Annotated in this window: 16 protein-coding genes; 8 read left to right on the top strand and 8 right to left on the bottom strand. The window is 37.9% G+C overall.

Annotated elements, in window-relative coordinates; all coding sequences use genetic code 11:
* Positions 1-25: 25 nt before the first annotated feature.
* Both ACJVDH_RS10560 and ACJVDH_RS10555 read right to left on the bottom strand, forming a co-directional pair.
* On the bottom strand, positions 26-874 hold the full coding sequence (locus ACJVDH_RS10560) for an oxidoreductase (RefSeq protein WP_443947535.1): 849 nt from the start codon (positions 872-874) through the stop codon (positions 26-28).
* A gap of 82 nt (positions 875-956) precedes the next feature.
* The gene (locus tag ACJVDH_RS10555) at positions 957-1,868 is read right to left on the bottom strand and encodes a helix-turn-helix domain-containing protein (RefSeq protein ID WP_443947534.1); all 912 of its coding nucleotides are present in this window, start codon (positions 1,866-1,868) and stop codon (positions 957-959) included.
* A gap of 95 nt (positions 1,869-1,963) precedes the next feature.
* On the opposite strand from ACJVDH_RS10555, the gene ACJVDH_RS10550 reads away from it, so the two are divergent.
* The 4 genes from ACJVDH_RS10550 (at position 1,964) to fabF (ending at position 5,247) form a co-directional block, all read left to right on the top strand.
* On the top strand, positions 1,964-2,554 hold the full coding sequence (locus ACJVDH_RS10550; RefSeq protein WP_443947533.1) for a TetR/AcrR family transcriptional regulator: 591 nt from the start codon (positions 1,964-1,966) through the stop codon (positions 2,552-2,554).
* Between the two features lie 39 nt (positions 2,555-2,593).
* A complete protein-coding gene (locus ACJVDH_RS10545) occupies positions 2,594-3,079 on the top strand; it encodes a PaaI family thioesterase (protein ID WP_443947532.1) in 486 nt (161 codons plus the stop codon).
* 7 nt (positions 3,080-3,086) lie between these two features.
* The gene (locus ACJVDH_RS10540) at positions 3,087-3,854 is read left to right on the top strand and encodes an SDR family oxidoreductase (RefSeq protein WP_443947531.1); all 768 of its coding nucleotides are present in this window, start codon (positions 3,087-3,089) and stop codon (positions 3,852-3,854) included.
* Positions 3,855-3,996: 142 nt separating this feature from the next.
* Positions 3,997-5,247, top strand: a complete 1,251-nt coding sequence (gene fabF, locus ACJVDH_RS10535; protein WP_443947530.1) for a beta-ketoacyl-ACP synthase II — start codon at positions 3,997-3,999, stop codon at positions 5,245-5,247.
* Here the strand turns inward: fabF and ACJVDH_RS10530 are convergent, their stop codons facing one another.
* Entirely contained in the window at positions 5,248-5,892 is a 645-nt protein-coding gene (locus ACJVDH_RS10530; protein ID WP_443947529.1) for a YceH family protein, read from the bottom strand. It abuts the gene before it with no gap.
* 236 nt (positions 5,893-6,128) lie between these two features.
* Here ACJVDH_RS10530 and ACJVDH_RS10525 point away from each other — a divergent pair, with 236 nt between their 5' ends.
* On the top strand, positions 6,129-7,175 hold the full coding sequence (locus ACJVDH_RS10525) for an NAD(P)-dependent alcohol dehydrogenase (protein ID WP_443947528.1): 1,047 nt from the start codon (positions 6,129-6,131) through the stop codon (positions 7,173-7,175).
* 71 nt (positions 7,176-7,246) lie between these two features.
* Here the strand turns inward: ACJVDH_RS10525 and ACJVDH_RS10520 are convergent, their stop codons facing one another.
* From ACJVDH_RS10520 to ACJVDH_RS10505, 4 genes are all read right to left on the bottom strand, one after another.
* Entirely contained in the window at positions 7,247-8,842 is a 1,596-nt protein-coding gene (locus tag ACJVDH_RS10520) for a S8 family peptidase (protein ID WP_443947527.1), read from the bottom strand.
* A 165-nt stretch (positions 8,843-9,007) separates the two neighbouring features.
* Positions 9,008-9,604 (bottom strand): DUF4142 domain-containing protein, encoded by a 597-nt coding sequence (locus ACJVDH_RS10515; protein WP_443947526.1) that lies wholly within the window; start codon positions 9,602-9,604, stop codon positions 9,008-9,010.
* 55 nt (positions 9,605-9,659) lie between these two features.
* Positions 9,660-10,109 (bottom strand): GNAT family N-acetyltransferase, encoded by a 450-nt coding sequence (locus ACJVDH_RS10510; protein ID WP_443947525.1) that lies wholly within the window; start codon positions 10,107-10,109, stop codon positions 9,660-9,662.
* Between the two features lie 11 nt (positions 10,110-10,120).
* A complete protein-coding gene (locus tag ACJVDH_RS10505) occupies positions 10,121-10,612 on the bottom strand; it encodes a YajQ family cyclic di-GMP-binding protein (protein ID WP_443947524.1) in 492 nt (163 codons plus the stop codon).
* Positions 10,613-10,687: 75 nt separating this feature from the next.
* Between ACJVDH_RS10505 and ACJVDH_RS10500 the strand changes: the two genes are divergently transcribed.
* From ACJVDH_RS10500 to ACJVDH_RS10490, 3 genes are all read left to right on the top strand, one after another.
* Positions 10,688-11,413, top strand: coding sequence for a hypothetical protein (locus ACJVDH_RS10500; protein ID WP_443947523.1), 726 nt, complete (start codon positions 10,688-10,690; stop codon positions 11,411-11,413).
* Positions 11,414-11,511: 98 nt separating this feature from the next.
* Positions 11,512-13,569, top strand: a complete 2,058-nt coding sequence (gene ppk1, locus ACJVDH_RS10495; RefSeq protein ID WP_443947522.1) for a polyphosphate kinase 1 — start codon at positions 11,512-11,514, stop codon at positions 13,567-13,569.
* A gap of 1 nt (position 13,570) precedes the next feature.
* Positions 13,571-14,455 carry a Ppx/GppA phosphatase family protein gene (locus tag ACJVDH_RS10490; protein WP_443947521.1) on the top strand — a complete coding sequence of 295 codons (885 nt, stop codon included), beginning with the start codon at positions 13,571-13,573 and terminating at the stop codon, positions 14,453-14,455.
* A 206-nt stretch (positions 14,456-14,661) separates the two neighbouring features.
* Here ACJVDH_RS10490 and fsa read toward each other — a convergent pair whose 3' ends face one another.
* Complete coding sequence (gene fsa, locus ACJVDH_RS10485) at positions 14,662-15,321, bottom strand: fructose-6-phosphate aldolase (RefSeq protein ID WP_443947520.1); 660 nt, start codon at positions 15,319-15,321, stop codon at positions 14,662-14,664.
* Positions 15,322-15,402: the final 81 nt, after the last annotated feature.

Here is a 15,402-nt window from a genome sequence, read left to right as displayed (position 1 = left end):
GATGTGAAATTTTAGTTGTCCTTATTTAAACAAGATCTTGTTCGAAATTTGTGGAAACGGAAATTGCTTTCCAGTCATTAAACTCTTTGCTTAACGCGTTGATTTTTGTATTTGCACGGTCTAAAGCATCGTTACCCAACAATAAATGCAAAGGTGGATGTGGCATTGCCACCAATGCAATCATCGCAGCAGCAGCTTTGTCTGGATCTCCAATTTGCGCGCCATCCATTTTTAGATAACGCTCGTGCACCGCGCGTACATCTTCATATTCTGTAATTGGCTTTGCCGCCATTACTAAAGATTCTGGTGTAAGAAAACTGGTTCTAAATGCGCCGGGTGCAACAACGGTAACTTTTATGCCAAATGCTTTAACATCTTCAGCAAGTACTTCTGATAAAGCAATTACCGCAGATTTTGCCGCTGCATAAACTGCCCAACCTGTTGCGCCGGCAATACCAGCAATAGAAGAGATATTGATGATATTACCAGACTTTTGTTTGCGCATGAAAGGCATAACCTGGCGGATAATATTGATTGTTCCGAAAACGTTAACGTCGAAGCTTTCTCTGGTTTCACTGTCGCTCAGTTCCTCAATGCTTCCACCGATTCCGTAGCCCGCGTTGTTAATTGCAACATCTATACGCCCAAACTTTTGTACAGCATCAGCAACTGCTTGTTGTACACTTCCTTCATCCGTCAGGTTTACGGCAAGAGGAAGAAAATTGCTGGAGTTTGTATTTACAGCATCTATTAAATCGTTAATTGACCGGGATGTTGCTGCCACTTTTTGCCCGGCATTTAACAGTTGGTTTACTAAGCTTAAACCTAAACCTTTTGAAGCACCTGTTACCAACCAAACTTTTTTGTCGCCCATAATTTTTTCTTTTTTGTTAAGACAAAATTACGGTGGGAAATCATTTGGGCGGCTACGTTAATCAAACCGATGATTACGAAATTCAAACAATTCTATAAGAAGTAGGCGTTTGACTGGTCATTTTCTTGAAAAAATTATTGAAGTGAGCCGGTTCATCAAAGCCAAGGCAGTAACCAATTTCAGAAATATTCCAGTCTGTATGCTTCAATAATGCCATTGCCTCACTCAGCAAACGTTCAGAAATGTAATGTGTTGTTGTTTTTCCGGTGGTTTCCTTAATTGCCCGGTTCAGGTGATTTACGTGTACCGAAAGCTGATCGGCGTAATCTTTCGCAGAGCGAAGATTAAAACGTTGCGTGGTATTTTCTATTGGGAACTGACGTTCCAAAAGCTCTGCAAAAACTGAAGTAATCCTCGTTTTTGCATCTGTATGTTTATATAACGCTTCAGATGGTTCGGTTTTCAGTGCAAAGTGGGTAATCTCGGTTACATAATTTCGCAACAAATCGTATTTATACATATAGTCTGTATTGATTTCATCCAGCATGCGCAGAAAAATAGCGCTTACGCGTTCATCCTGTTCTGCGTCTAATATGTATGCTGGTTTGCCCATTGGCGAAAACATTGGCAAATCAGCTAATTTTCCACGTATTTTTTCGGCAAAAAAAGCTTCTGTAAAAATGCAAAAGAAACCGGTAACATCTTCTTTTTTACCACTAAGTAATTCCCAGGTATAAGGTACCAGCGGGTTAAAAAACATTAAAGCTGTTCCATTAATTTCTACACTTTTATCTGCATAATGATAAAGATTATGTCCGCGGATTAAGGCAACTTTGTAATAATCTCTGCGGTTATAACTGATTGGCGTGCGCCCTTCTGCCAAACAGTTTTCTGTTCTGAAGACGTTAAAATGCCCAACTTCTTTCTGCAGGTTTTCTGGGAGAAAATTAAATTTATTTTGGTAAAAATCTTCAATCGTTTCCGTTTTGCTCATAGAAGCGAAGTTACGAAATTCAAACGTAGTAAAAAATACTTTACAATGACTTATGTTTTATACCGATTGGTATATATTTGTGCAGTCAAAATAAAATGATGAATAAAGCAGAAAGAACAAGGAATTACATTATTGAACAAACGGCCGCAATTTTTAATAAAAAAGGTTACGCAGGTACATCAATGAATGACCTTACTGCAGCAACAGGTTTGACTAAAGGAAGCATTTACGGCAATTTTGCAAACAAAGATGAAGTTGCACTGGCTGCATTTGATTATAACCACCAGCAAATGGTAATGCGGATTAGTGCAGCAATGGCTAAGCAGAAGTCTATTACAGACAAATTAATGGTGTATATGAATATGTATACAGATTATTTACAAGATTCTAAACTGAGTGGCGGCTGTCCGGTATTAAATACTGCCGTAGATGCAGACGATACACACCCCACGCTTCGCGAGAAAGCAATATATGCAGTTAACAGTTGGAAACAAGCGATTTCCAGATTGGTTATCGAAGGACAGCACAACGGCGAAATACGTAATGCGCTGTTACCAGAACAAGTAGCTTTAACCATAATTGCAATGATCGAAGGCGCAGTGATGATTGCCAGACTTACAAACAGTAGAGCGAATTGGGATCTGATTATGGATTCTTTAAAAAATTATATCGAAAACCTAAGCTAAAAAATTTTATCTAAAAATATACCGATCGGTATTTTAATTATGAAAAGAGAGCGAACTATTACTTGGAAAGATCCTGCAAATGGCGCAAAAGACGCCATTAAAATGAATGGAATTGATTATTTGAGAGCAATGGGCACAGGTCAATTTCCTTTGCCACCTTTAATGTATACGCTCGATTTTTCTGTAACCGACATGCAAGAAGGAAATGTGGTGTTTGAATTTGTTCCACAAGAATTTCATTACAATCCAATCGGCACGGTGCACGGCGGTGTTATTTCTGCCATTCTGGATTCGGCAATGGGTTGTTCACTACACTCGCTTTTGCCTGCAGGTAAAATTTATACCACGTTAGAGTTGAAGGTGAATTTTCTCAAAGCCCTAACGGTAAATGCCGGAAACGTAAAAACTGTATCGAAAGTGATTAACCTCGGCGGGCGCACCGCTTTAGTAGAAGCTCAATTAATTGATCAAAATGGAGCCGTTTATGCACACGGAACAAGTACTTGCCTAATTATTAAATTGTAAAACAGATATGAAAACTTCACAAAATACCATTCTCATTGTTGGCGGAAGTGCCGGCATCGGACTAGAAATTGCCAAACAATTTTCAGCTCTAAATAACCACGTTATTATTACCGGAAGAAATCAGAACCGCTTAGATTCGGCGGTGTCGCAACTGCACAATGTTACGGCCATTCAGTCTGATGTAAGCAATGCTGCAGAGGTGAATGCGCTTGTTCACCGCATTAAAACTGATTTTCCAAAGCTCAATTTGGTGATCAACAACGCCGGGCATGCAGCGGTTTACAATTTAGCTGATGAAACTATTGATGCATATAAAAATGCAGAAGATGAGATGATGACGAATTATTTATCTATCATTCGTCTGAACCAGAAACTACTTCCTTTACTTAAAAATCAGCAGGAGGCGGCTATTGTAAATGTTTCTTCGGTTGTGGCTTTTGCGCCAGGAATCTATCTGCCAACCTACGCAGCAAGTAAAGCCGCATTACATTCTTACACCACTTCATTAAGACTAACGCTTTCCGATACTTCTGTTAAAGTATTTGAATTGATGCCGCCATTGGTTGATACGGAATTCTCTAAAGCAATTGGCGGCGCTAACGGAATAAAACCTGCCGCCGTTGCTGAAGCTTTATTACACGCTTTAACGAATGATGAATACGAAATTCATGTAGGCGATACAGCAAAAATTTACGCACTGTATTTGGCCTCGCCAGAAAGTGCACTTCAGGCGATGAATGCACAAAGATTATCTAATACACCAAGCGGTGAATAAAATCCCTTGAAAAAACGATTGGCATTTGCGCTTATTATAGCCATCTTTGCCGCTCAAACATCAGTTCAAAAAACGAAGTAGTCGTAAACTGACGTTAATTTTTTGAACTGGTGTTTTTTATTGCACAATTATATATAAAAGAATGAGAAGAGTAGTTGTAACAGGTTTGGGCGTTTTAACGCCTCTCGGAAACACAGTTGAGCAGTTTTGGAAAAATATTATCGACGGCCAAAGTGGAGTAGGACCAATTACGAAATTTGATAGCAGTAAATTCAAAACGCATTTTGCTGCAGAAGTTAAAGACTTTAATCCGGAATCTTTTTTAGAGAAAAAAGAAATTAAGAAGTACGATGTCTTCACGCAGTACGCTTTAGCATCAAGCGATCAGGCCATACAGGATGCTGGTTTGGATTTTACTTCTATGAGCGACGATCAATTGGCAGAAGTTGGCGTAATCTGGGCCACCGGAAACGGCGGTATCAGTACATTTGAACAACAACTTGATGAGTTTCATAAAGGCGACAAAACACCAAGGTTTAGTCCGTTTTTTATCCCGAAAATGATTGTTGATATTGCTGCAGGCGCTATTTCTATTCGCCATAAATTACGCGGGCCAAATTATTGTACAGTATCTGCCTGCGCATCGTCTAACACGGCGATTATCAGTGCATTTGATACCATCAGAATTGGCAAAGCCGATATTATGATTGCAGGTGGCTCTGAAGCTGCAATTACAGAAGCTTCTGTTGGTGGGTTCAATGCCGCACAAGCACTTTCCAAAAACAACGAAAAACCGCAGGGCGCATCTCGTCCGTTTGATAAAGACCGCGATGGATTTGTAATGGGAGAGGGTGCAGGTGCACTTGTTCTGGAAGATTTAGAACACGCATTAAAAAGAGGCGCACATATCTATGCAGAAATTGTTGGCGGCGGTATGGCAGCAGATGCTTATCATTTAACCGGTACGCCACCAGACGGTATTGGCGCGCAGTTGGGTATGAAAAAAGCGTTGAAAGATGCGGGCATTACCGCAGATAAAATCCAGTATGTAAATGCGCATGCAACTTCTACAGGTTTGGGTGATTTGAGCGAGCTTAAAGCAATTGCCACTGTATTTGAAGGCGTTCCGGTTTTGGTTGGCGCAACAAAATCTATGACCGGCCATTTACTTGGTGCTGCCGGTGCAATAGAAAGTGTAATCAGTATTCTCGCCATCCGCGATGGTGTGGTTCCGCCAACAATCAATACCCAAAACCTTGACGACCAAGTTCCACAAGGTTTGGATATTGTATTGGGAAAACCAGTACATAAGTCATTAGATTATGTATTGAACAATACTTTCGGTTTTGGTGGCCATGTTGCCAGCACAATTTTTAAAAAATATCAGGATTAATTATTTATCCATCAGCAGGTTGATCAGTTCTTTTAACTCTTCTACTTCCTGTTCAAGTTTAAGTACGCGGTTCTCTAATTCTACAGAGATTTGGGGAACCGCTACATTTTTCAATTCTGATTCTTCAATTTCCTGATATTCGCCAAGTTGATGCACAAAACGGGCTTCTTTCTGCCCGGATTTCCTACTCAGTTGCTTCACAAATGCAGGTTCTTCTTCTGACAGTTTTTGCAGTTGTGATAAAACTTCTTCTATATTTTCAAATTCATATAACCGGCCAGAATTGCTGTTGATTTCGCCCGGCGTTAAAGGTCCGCGGAGCAGTAGCAAACATAAAATGGAAAGTTCTGAAGGAACCAGCGGATATACAATACCTAAGTTGTGTTTATATTTTGTTGCCCGGCTTGAACCGCCCGTGGCCGTGGAAATTAAACCCTTAATTTTCAGTGAATTTAAGGTGAGCGTTACCGTCTCTTCATCGTAGTTTACCACCGGATTTCTAGAGCTTTTTTGGTTGCAGGCAGCCGTTAAACTATTCAATGTCATTGGGTAATAATCGGGCGTGGTTCGGCTTTTTTCTATTAGTGAACCCAAAACCCTTTGTTCTTCTGCACTCAATTCGGGCAGTGTTTTAACTTCTTCCATGGGGATAAAAATATAAATATGCAGCAGATTTTAAAAGATAAATTGAATAATGTGCCATTAAGTAATCTATGAAAATTGAAACTGTGCCAGCTGATTAGTCTTCTTGTTAGGATTTTGATAATGAATGCTTTTCACGTAAACTGGATGGCAACATTCCTTAAATTCCCGTCAAATGAATTGATTATGACTAAGATTCTCTACGATTCTTCTAGCTTTGAAAAAAAATAAATTTAATTATGATAGCAGCAAAAGGATATGCAGCACATAGCCAAACCGATCGTTTGGCTCCCTGGAATTTTGATCGACGGAATGTTGGCCCTAAGGATGTGCTTATTGATATTTTGTTTAGTGGCATTTGCCATTCAGATATACATCAGGTGCGGAGCGAATGGGGACCAGCAAGGTATCCTATTGTTCCCGGACATGAAATTGTTGGCCGAATTACAGAAGTCGGTGCTGAAGTAACCAAATTTAAAGTTGGCGATTTGGCCGGAATTGGTTGTATGGTAGACAGCTGCAAAGAATGTCCAACCTGCAAAGGCGGACAGGAACAATTCTGTGAAAAGGGCGAAACAGTATGGACATATAATAGTTTAGAACGCGATAAAATGACGCCTACTTACGGCGGTTATTCTAACAAAATTGTATGCACAGAAGAATTTGTAGTGCATGTTTCTGATAAATTGCCTTTAGCAGGTGTAGCACCTTTGCTTTGTGCAGGGGTAACTACATATTCTCCAATTAAACGTTGGAATATTTCTAAAGGACATAAGGTAGCAGTTTTAGGTTTGGGCGGTTTAGGCCATATGGCAGTGAAATTTGCTGTTGCCTTTGGTGCTGAAGTTACTGTTTTGAGCACTTCTCCATCTAAAGAAGAAGATGCACGTAAATTAGGTGCACACAATTTTGTGGTGACAAAAGATCCGGAGCAGTTAAAGCAATATGCGAAATATTTCGATTTTACAATCGATTCTGTTTCTGCTCCTCACGATTATGAAATGTACCTGAAATTATTAAATGTTAACGGCGTGCATATTTGTGTGGGTATACCACCAGAACCATTAAAATTTCCGGGTTCTGCTTTGATGGGCGGAAACAGAGTGCTTACTGCTTCGAGTATCGGCGGAATAGAAGAAACACAAGAAATGTTGGATTTCTGTGCTCAGCATGGCATTGTTTCAGAAATTGAACTGATTAATATCAACTATGTTAACGAAGCTTACGAACGCGTTTTATCCAGCGACGTTAAATATCGTTTCGTAATTGATATGGCAACAATTTAGAGTGTACATTTCATAAAAACGAAAACGGCGAGCCTAAAAGGTTCGCCGTTTTCGTTTAAGTAGTATTTTACTTATTTATAAGTGGCTGCTAATTTTAATGCGTTATAAGCATTTACAATTCCGCCGCTGATGCATAAATCAGAAAATGGAACTGATATTTTTTCTGCGTCTGGCTCTTCGCCTTTAGCATATTCAATGTTGTGGTTCACTTTAACCACAGATTTAACAATTATTTCTTTAACCTGTGCTGCTGTTAGTTTAGGGTAATATGAACGGATTAACCCTGCCAAACCTGCAACAACCGGCGAAGCCATACTTGTGCCATCTAATTTTTTATATTTTGAACCAGGTACTGTAGAATAAATCTGCACGCCCGGTGCAAAAACATCTACTTGGGTTTTGCCGTAATTTGAAAAACTTGCTTTTAAAGTAGCGTCATCATTCGGGCCAGAAGCACCAACAGTAATCCAAGATGCAATTGTTTTTTCATCCAAATCTTTGTGATTTGGAAAATTATTTTCTACATCAATATTTTTGTTTTCGTTACCAGCAGCCTGTACAATTAAAACATCTTTAGAAGCTGCGTATTTCATTGCTTCGTTCACTATTTTTTTGTCCCAGCTATATGCTTTTCCAAAACTCATATTGATGACTTTCGCACCATTATCTACCGCATAACGAATACCGTTTGCCACGTCTTTATCGCGTTCATCGCCATTTGGTGTACAGCGAACACCCATAATCAGCACATTATCGGCTACACCATTAATCCCGATTGTATTTGTGCGGTCTGCAGCAATAATTCCGGCAACGTGTGTACCATGCAATGCATCTGGCCCAGTGATGTCGTTATTGCCATAAAATTTTTCTTCAGAATTATTTGGATCATCACCAACTATACCGCGCGGATCATAATCGATGTTCAGATTGTAATCTGCCTGGCGACCAAAATAATCCAGTCCTTCCTGAAGTTCTCCATTATAAAAATCGTCAAAACTCATGTCTTTTAAAACATTTGCCATGATATTCTGGATACTGGTTTCTGCTTGATTTGTAGGTTTAAAATTTGCAAAATCTTCTGCAGTCGGTTTTTCCTTTCCAATTTTCTTTACAGTTTCATCAAGCGCAGTTTTAAGTCCGCGGTAATTCGCTAAACCACTTCTGGCTTCTGCAAGTTGTTTTTCCATATCTGCACGTGCGGCTTTAAAAGCAGCAAAATCTGCAAGGTCTTTTTCTGCAACATTGGCATCTGTTGTACCCGCAAAACGTTGTTGGTCACGTCTTACCAAACGTGTAAGCTCCAGGGTTTCGTAATTGATGGATTCTTTTGGTCCGCCAATAAAATTCCATCCATGAATATCGTCTATATAGCCGTTTTTGTCGTCATCTTTACCATTTCCAGCAATCTCTTTTTTATTTACCCAAATTATTCCTTTCAGGTCTTCATGCTGATAATCTACACCACCATCATTAACTGCAACAATAACAGGTGTAGACTTTTTTCCTTTTAAAAGTTCTTTATATGCTTTATCTGTGTCAATTCCGAATACAGTGTCTGTTTTCAGATCCATATTCTGCCAGTTGGCTTTTTGTGCATCGGCAAAGAAAGGTGCGATAGCAAAAACTGCCAGTGCAACTGCCGATTTTAGAAAATGATTGTTGTTCATTCTTGTGTATTATATTGAAAATTTAATCGTGAATTTAAGTTTTATTTTGAGAAACGTTATAGTAAATAGCCTTAATGACGATAATTATACATTGATGTTAAAGATTGTTAAATAAAAAAATCCCGCTACATAATGCGCGGGATTTTAAACGCTAATTGCTAACAATTATTTTTGTTTTGCCACAATTTGCTTCGCTAAAGAATCATGTTCTTTAATCACTTTTAAAGTGTTTAAAGCAAAATTTTTCAGTTCAACATCTCTGTTTTCTGAACCTTGTGTAAACAATTTAACGGTTTTATCGTGATCTGTAAGCATCATATTCATATAATGTTTATCAAAATCGGCACCGCTCATTTTTTTCATTTCGTTTAAATGGCTGCGCTCCATCTCTGGCAAACTATCTGGCACAATTATTTTCTTTTTTATCGCCAGGGCTTTCAATTCCATATTTGCTTTGGTATGGTCTGCCAACATCAATGTTGCAAAACCTTTAACCTGGGTGTTTTTTGAATTTGCCTGTGCAATTTTTGCTGCTTCAATTTCCATAAGTCCGCCTGTTGCAGCAGTTTTCAGAAAATCTGATCCTTGTGCATCAAGTTTACTTTCTGTGCTTTCTGACCCCGTTTCATGCATTCCATTTACCATAGTTGTATCTCCAGATACACTGTCTTTTGTTGTTGCAGATTTTTTATCGGCAGTTTGGCAAGATTGAAAAGCGAGTGCAAAAAGAAGTATTGCGTTAAATAAAAAAATGTTTTTCATGTCAATCTGTGTTTTGATGTGATTGAAAAACAAGTATTATAAGAAAAGGTTTTGTTTAAGGCTGATTCGGATTGCTGTATATTTCTGGCACAGAAATTCCCATTTGTCTTTCGGGATTTGCCAGCGCTTTAAAACCAAATTGTTCATAAAGTTTATGTGCATCCAGTGTAGCCAATTGATATCTGCGCAGCCCCTGCAAATCGGGATGGAAAATCATAAATGACATTAGTTTTTTTGATAGCCCCAAACCTCTGTAAGGCATTTCAACATATACATCACATAACCAGCCAAATGTTGCTTTGTCTGTAATCCACCGTGCAAAACCAACCTGTACACCATTTTTATACACACCAAAACACAGCGAATGCTCAATAGAACGCTCTACAATTTCTAAAGGAATATTTTTTGCCCAATAAGATTCTGTACTTAGATAATGGTGAATAGCATTAACTTGCAGCAGTTCTTTTTTATCCGAAAAGATAAAATCGTTTTCGCGTATTTCCACAGTTTTTAGGTTTAGTTTCTCATATTGATAAACTGTAGCGGTTGGCCAAAATCTTCTCCGCGACAAAGACTGATTACCGCTTGTAAATCATCAATTTTCTTCGCGGTTACACGTACCTGATCATCCATAATAGAAGGTTGAACTTTTAAGCCGCTGGCTTTAATTTTGGCTACAATTTTCTTCGCTGCTTCTTTGTCTAAACCTTCTTTTATAGAAATTTCTTTGCGTATCATATTACCAGAAGCCTGAAATTCTTTTCCGAAATCCAAACTTTTTGGATCCAAATTTTGTTTCATCATCCTGGAAATTATAGAATCACCTATGGCTTTCAAACGCATATCATCTTCCGTAACGATGGTAATTAGGTTTGTTTTCTTATCCAGATCAACAGTACTTTTAGATCCGTTAAAATCATAACGGTTCAAAATTTCCTTTTTTGCATTGTTAATGGCATTATCTAAGGTCTGTGCATCAACTTTGCTAACGATATCAAAAGAAGGCATGGTATTGGCTTTAATATAAAAAAATAAGTAGATTTAATAGAAATTCTATCACCTCACAAAAAAACGAAAAATAATATGAAAACCACTAAAGATAAGTCTCAAAAAGCAGTAACTAAAAAAGATGTAAAGAAACAATTGGAACAATCTTTAAGCGATAAATTTCTTGAAGTTGTTAAAAGTTTAGGACATGATGCTTCTGAAATTGGTGATGAGGTTGGTAAAGCAAGTAAACGTGTGGCGAAAAAATTGACCAAAAAATTTACAGTAATCAAAGCCGATGTTGGCCATAAAATAGATCAATTGGTTAGTGCAACTAAATCTGCTAAAGGAAAAACAAAAAAAGAGACAGATAAAGTTACAAAAGATGCAAAGAAAGTGGTGCAGGAATCTGCTAAGAAAGTCGATAAAGCAAAAGATAAAGTTACCGGAAAAGCCGCTCAGGTAGTAAAAAAGGCAGTTTCAAAAGCTAAGCCTGTTGTGCAAAGTGTGAAGGTTGCAGCAATAGAAAGCGAACAAAAAGCAGAACAGATTTTATCGCGTAGCGCAGGGGCAGCAAAAACAACCGTTAAAAAAGTAGCTGCTAAAACCGCTCAGGCGAAAACTACGGCTGTGCAGGCAGCAGATAAAGCGGCAGCAGCTACAAAAGTAACCGTAAAACCCGTTGTTCAAAAAGCAGCTCCGAAGGTTGCGCAGGCAAAAGCAGCAGTTACAAAAGCTGCAACTGCTACTAAAACTGCTGTAAAACAGGCAACAGATGCAGTTGAAGAAAAAATACCAGTCATAACTCCGGTTAAAAAATAAATTTGTTAACATGAACAGGTTGATGAATTAACATCCACTTAACAAATTAATTTGCAGTTTTGAGCATCCCTGCAAAACAGGGATTTTTATTTTTCTAGATGAACATAAAGAAAATTCCATTTTTTAATCGCGAAATCAGTTGGCTATATTTTAACGAAAGAGTATTGCAGGAAGCAGCCGATGAAACCGTCCCTCTGATAGAACGAATCAAATTCTTATCTATATTTTCATCTAATCTTGAAGAATTTTATCGCGTAAGGGTGGCCACTATGACCAGGCTGGCGAATTTGAACGATAAAGCAAAGGCATTACTAGGTTTTAATCCAAAAAAAATTCTGAATGAAATCAAAAATATCGTAGTTAAGCAGGAACGTAAATTCGATCAGCTTTTCCAGGCAACGCTGATTAATGAATTGGCCCAAAACCGGATTTTTATTCTAAATGATACGCAACTCAATGTAAGCAGAGGAGCTTTCGTCAAAAATCATTTTCGCGATAAGATTTTGTCTAACCTTGTGCCGATTATGCTGGATATGGATAAACCATTTCCAGAACTTAAAGATCGGTTCTTATATTTTTTTGTTAAACTTTCTAAAAAGGACAGTAAACTGCGAGAGAAATTTGCGCTGATTGAAATTCCGCCAAATCTGCCTCGGTTTTTAGTGCTTCCAGAAACCAACGATTTAAAATTTATCATCCTCGCTGAAGATATTATTCGCTACAGTTTAGATGATATCTTTTACATTTTCAATTATGACCAACTTGAGGCTTATTCTATTCAGCTTACGCGTGATGCTGAACTGGATATTGATAAGAACATAAATGACAAGTTTATAGAAGATTTGAAAAGCAGTTTGGAGAAACGGAAAAAAGGCAAACCAATGCGTTTACTTTATGATTCTGCAATGCCTTTAAATATGTTAACCGTTTTGGTTAATAAGCTTAAACTCGAAGCAGAAAGTCTAATTCCGGGCAATCGTTACCACAAATTCGGAGATTTTATCGCCTTTCCTAACGTAGGCAAAAAAGAGTTGGAATATACGCCAAATGTGCCACTTAAAGTACATGGTTTGCATAGAACCGAAAGTGTGTTTGCAAAAATTGCGCAAAAAGATTACCTGGTGAATTTGCCTTATCAATCTTACGATTATATTATTCTTTTCCTTCGCGAGGCGGCAATCGATCCAAAAGTTACCGAAATTCAGATTACGCTGTATCGTTTAGCGGAAAATTCTAAGGTTATTAATGCTTTAATTAACGCAGCCAAAAATGGAAAATCAGTTTCAGTCCTTTTAGAATTGAAAGCTCGCTTTGATGAGCAAGCGAATATTTTCTGGACAAGCCGATTAATGGAAGAAGGAGTTAAAGTAAACTACGGACTTACCGATTACAAGGTACATTCTAAAATTTGCTTGATAAAAAGAATTGAGAAAGAGAAACCGGTGTATTACGCCAATCTGGCAACGGGAAATTTTAACGAGAAGACCGCTGGTCTATATTGCGACCATAGTATTTTTACGGCTAAAAAGGAAATTACTAATGATTTGGTAAAACTTTTTGATGCTTTAAGTAAACGCACCGTAACCAGAGGATTTAAACATCTTATCGTTTCTCCTTTAGAGAGCCGCTCCAAACTGATCAATTTTATTAATCGTGAAATCCGCAATGCGAAACAAGGCAAACTGGCCTATATATTATTAAAGGTAAACAGTTTGGCAGATGAAGGAATTATTTCTAAACTTTATGATGCCAGCAATGCTGGTGTAAAGATTCAATTGATTATCCGAGGTATATGTTGCCTTGTTCCCGGCGTAAAAGGGTACAGTGAAAACATAACTGCTATCAGCATTATCGATAAATTTCTGGAGCACGCCCGTGTGTACATTTTCGGCAATAACGGCAAAAATGATATGTATTTATCTTCTGCCGATTTAATGAGCCGAAATTTTGAACATCGTGTAGAAGTTGGTTTTCCGGTTTTAGATCCGGATGTTAAGCAAGAAATTCAGGATATTATTGATCTTCAGCTTCAAGACAATACTAAAGCAAGGCAAATTAATGCCACAAACAGCAATAAATACCATAAAAACAGATTGAGCAAGAAGATACGTGCCCAAATTGATACCTATAATTATTTAAAAACAAAGCACCAGTAAAATGTTAAGATACGCAGCTATAGATGTTGGCTCTAATGCAGTAAGATTGCTTATTGCAGACATCAGTAAACAGGATGGAAAATATAGCTTTAAAAAAAATACGCTTGTACGGGTTCCGCTTCGTTTAGGAGACGATGCGTTTTTAGATAAAAATATATCCGCACGAAAATCTTCAGATCTGGTTAAAACCATGTTGGCATTTAAAAATCTAATGGATGTTTATCATGTGTCAGAATATCTGGCCTGTGCAACTTCGGCCATGCGTGAAGCCAGTAATGGCGCCGATATTGTTAAAATGATTAAAGCAGAAACGGATATTGATTTGGAAATTATCGAAGGTCAGCGCGAAGCAAATATTATTTATGCAAATCATGTAGAAGCCAATCTTGATGAAAATAAAACCTATTTATATATAGACGTTGGTGGCGGTAGCACAGAACTTTCCGTGTTTGTGAAAGGAGTTCCAGAAGCGTCTCGCTCTTTCAATATCGGTACCATTCGTATGCTGGATAACCAGGATAAAGAAGAGACCTGGGATGAAATGAAAGATTGGGTTAAAGAACATACCAAAGTATATAAAAATCTGGCTGCAATTGGTACAGGTGGAAATATAAATAAGCTGTTTAGAATGAGCGAAGAGAAAGATAATGCGCCTATGTCTTTGCAAAAACTGAATGCACTTTATAATAAATTGACTGGCTATTCTCTCAAAGAACGAATCAATATACTTGGGTTAAATCCGGATCGGGCAGATGTAATCATTCCGGCAAGTGAAATTTACCTAACGCTAATGAAATGGACGGGAATTAAACAGATTTATGTTCCAAAAGTGGGCATGGCCGATGGAATTATCAATTTATTAATTGAAGAGAAGTTAGAAGGCTAAACGAATTATTACACAATAATTAAAGGCGAGTATGTTTTACTTGCCTTTTCCGTTTTAAACGTTTTATATAACGTTCAATATGTAAATCTATTGTTAGGGATAGGAGAGTGGCCTGTTTCCTAAAACGGCATTCCTAGGATGGGTTTCCATGCATAAAAAACGCTTGTAATGTAAATTACAAGCGTTTTCTTTTATGAAGAGTAGTATTATTTACCTGCCGCTTTAGCATGGTCTGCTAAGAACTGAGCCAGACCGCTGTCTGTTAACGGGTGTTTTAATAATCCAACAATTGCTGCTAAAGGAGCAGTGATCACATCTGCACCTAATTTTGCACAGTTTACAATGTGTAATGGACCGCGAATAGATGCCGCAAGAATTTGCGTTTCATACCCGTAATTGTCAAAAATTGTTCTGATGTCTTCAATTAATACCAAACCATCGCTAGAAATATCATCCAAACGGCCTAAAAAAGGAGATACATAAGTTGCTCCCGCTTTTGCAGCCAATAATGCTTGTCCGGCAGAGAAAATTAATGTACAGTTGGTTTTAATGCCTTTAGACGAAAAATATTTAATGGCTTTTACACCATCTTTAATCATCGGCACTTTAACCACAATTTTTGGGTTTAATGCAGCTAAAGCTTCACCTTCTTTGATGATCTCATCATAAGTAGTAGAGATTACCTCTGCACTTACATTATCATCTACAATATCACAAATTGCTTTATAATGATTAATTACATTTTCGTCGCCAGTGATGCCTTCTTTGGCCATCAAACTAGGATTGGTAGTTACACCATCAAGGATACCAAGATCTTGCGCCTCTTTGATTTGATCAAGGTTGGCTGTGTCAATAAAAAATTTCATGCTTATAAATTCTTAAAATGATTATTAGGTTCTGTATTCAGATAAACCCTGAAGAATTTACTTTCCCCCTTCAGGGGATTT

Source organism: Pedobacter terrestris (genome assembly GCF_052343045.1).
Classification (GTDB): domain Bacteria; phylum Bacteroidota; class Bacteroidia; order Sphingobacteriales; family Sphingobacteriaceae; genus Pedobacter.
The sequence above is the reverse complement of the archived record's forward strand: the minus strand, read 5'-3'. Positions and strand labels throughout refer to the sequence as shown.

Excerpts from the sequence above, each read along its gene's own strand:
- ACJVDH_RS10560 (WP_443947535.1), bottom strand. The coding sequence starts at position 874 with ATGGGCGACAAAAAAGTTTGGTTGGTAACAGGTGCTTCAAAAGGTTTA.
- ACJVDH_RS10555 (WP_443947534.1), bottom strand. The coding sequence starts at position 1,868 with ATGAGCAAAACGGAAACGATTGAAGATTTTTACCAAAATAAATTTAAT.
- ACJVDH_RS10550 (WP_443947533.1), top strand. The coding sequence starts at position 1,964 with ATGATGAATAAAGCAGAAAGAACAAGGAATTACATTATTGAACAAACG.
- ACJVDH_RS10545 (WP_443947532.1), top strand. The coding sequence starts at position 2,594 with ATGAAAAGAGAGCGAACTATTACTTGGAAAGATCCTGCAAATGGCGCA.
- ACJVDH_RS10540 (WP_443947531.1), top strand. The coding sequence starts at position 3,087 with ATGAAAACTTCACAAAATACCATTCTCATTGTTGGCGGAAGTGCCGGC.
- fabF (WP_443947530.1), top strand. The coding sequence starts at position 3,997 with ATGAGAAGAGTAGTTGTAACAGGTTTGGGCGTTTTAACGCCTCTCGGA.
- ACJVDH_RS10530 (WP_443947529.1), bottom strand. The coding sequence starts at position 5,892 with ATGGAAGAAGTTAAAACACTGCCCGAATTGAGTGCAGAAGAACAAAGG.
- ACJVDH_RS10525 (WP_443947528.1), top strand. The coding sequence starts at position 6,129 with ATGATAGCAGCAAAAGGATATGCAGCACATAGCCAAACCGATCGTTTG.
- ACJVDH_RS10520 (WP_443947527.1), bottom strand. The coding sequence starts at position 8,842 with ATGAACAACAATCATTTTCTAAAATCGGCAGTTGCACTGGCAGTTTTT.
- ACJVDH_RS10515 (WP_443947526.1), bottom strand. The coding sequence starts at position 9,604 with ATGAAAAACATTTTTTTATTTAACGCAATACTTCTTTTTGCACTCGCT.
- ACJVDH_RS10505 (WP_443947524.1), bottom strand. The coding sequence starts at position 10,612 with ATGCCTTCTTTTGATATCGTTAGCAAAGTTGATGCACAGACCTTAGAT.
- ACJVDH_RS10500 (WP_443947523.1), top strand. The coding sequence starts at position 10,688 with ATGAAAACCACTAAAGATAAGTCTCAAAAAGCAGTAACTAAAAAAGAT.
- ppk1 (WP_443947522.1), top strand. The coding sequence starts at position 11,512 with ATGAACATAAAGAAAATTCCATTTTTTAATCGCGAAATCAGTTGGCTA.
- ACJVDH_RS10490 (WP_443947521.1), top strand. The coding sequence starts at position 13,571 with ATGTTAAGATACGCAGCTATAGATGTTGGCTCTAATGCAGTAAGATTG.
- fsa (WP_443947520.1), bottom strand. The coding sequence starts at position 15,321 with ATGAAATTTTTTATTGACACAGCCAACCTTGATCAAATCAAAGAGGCG.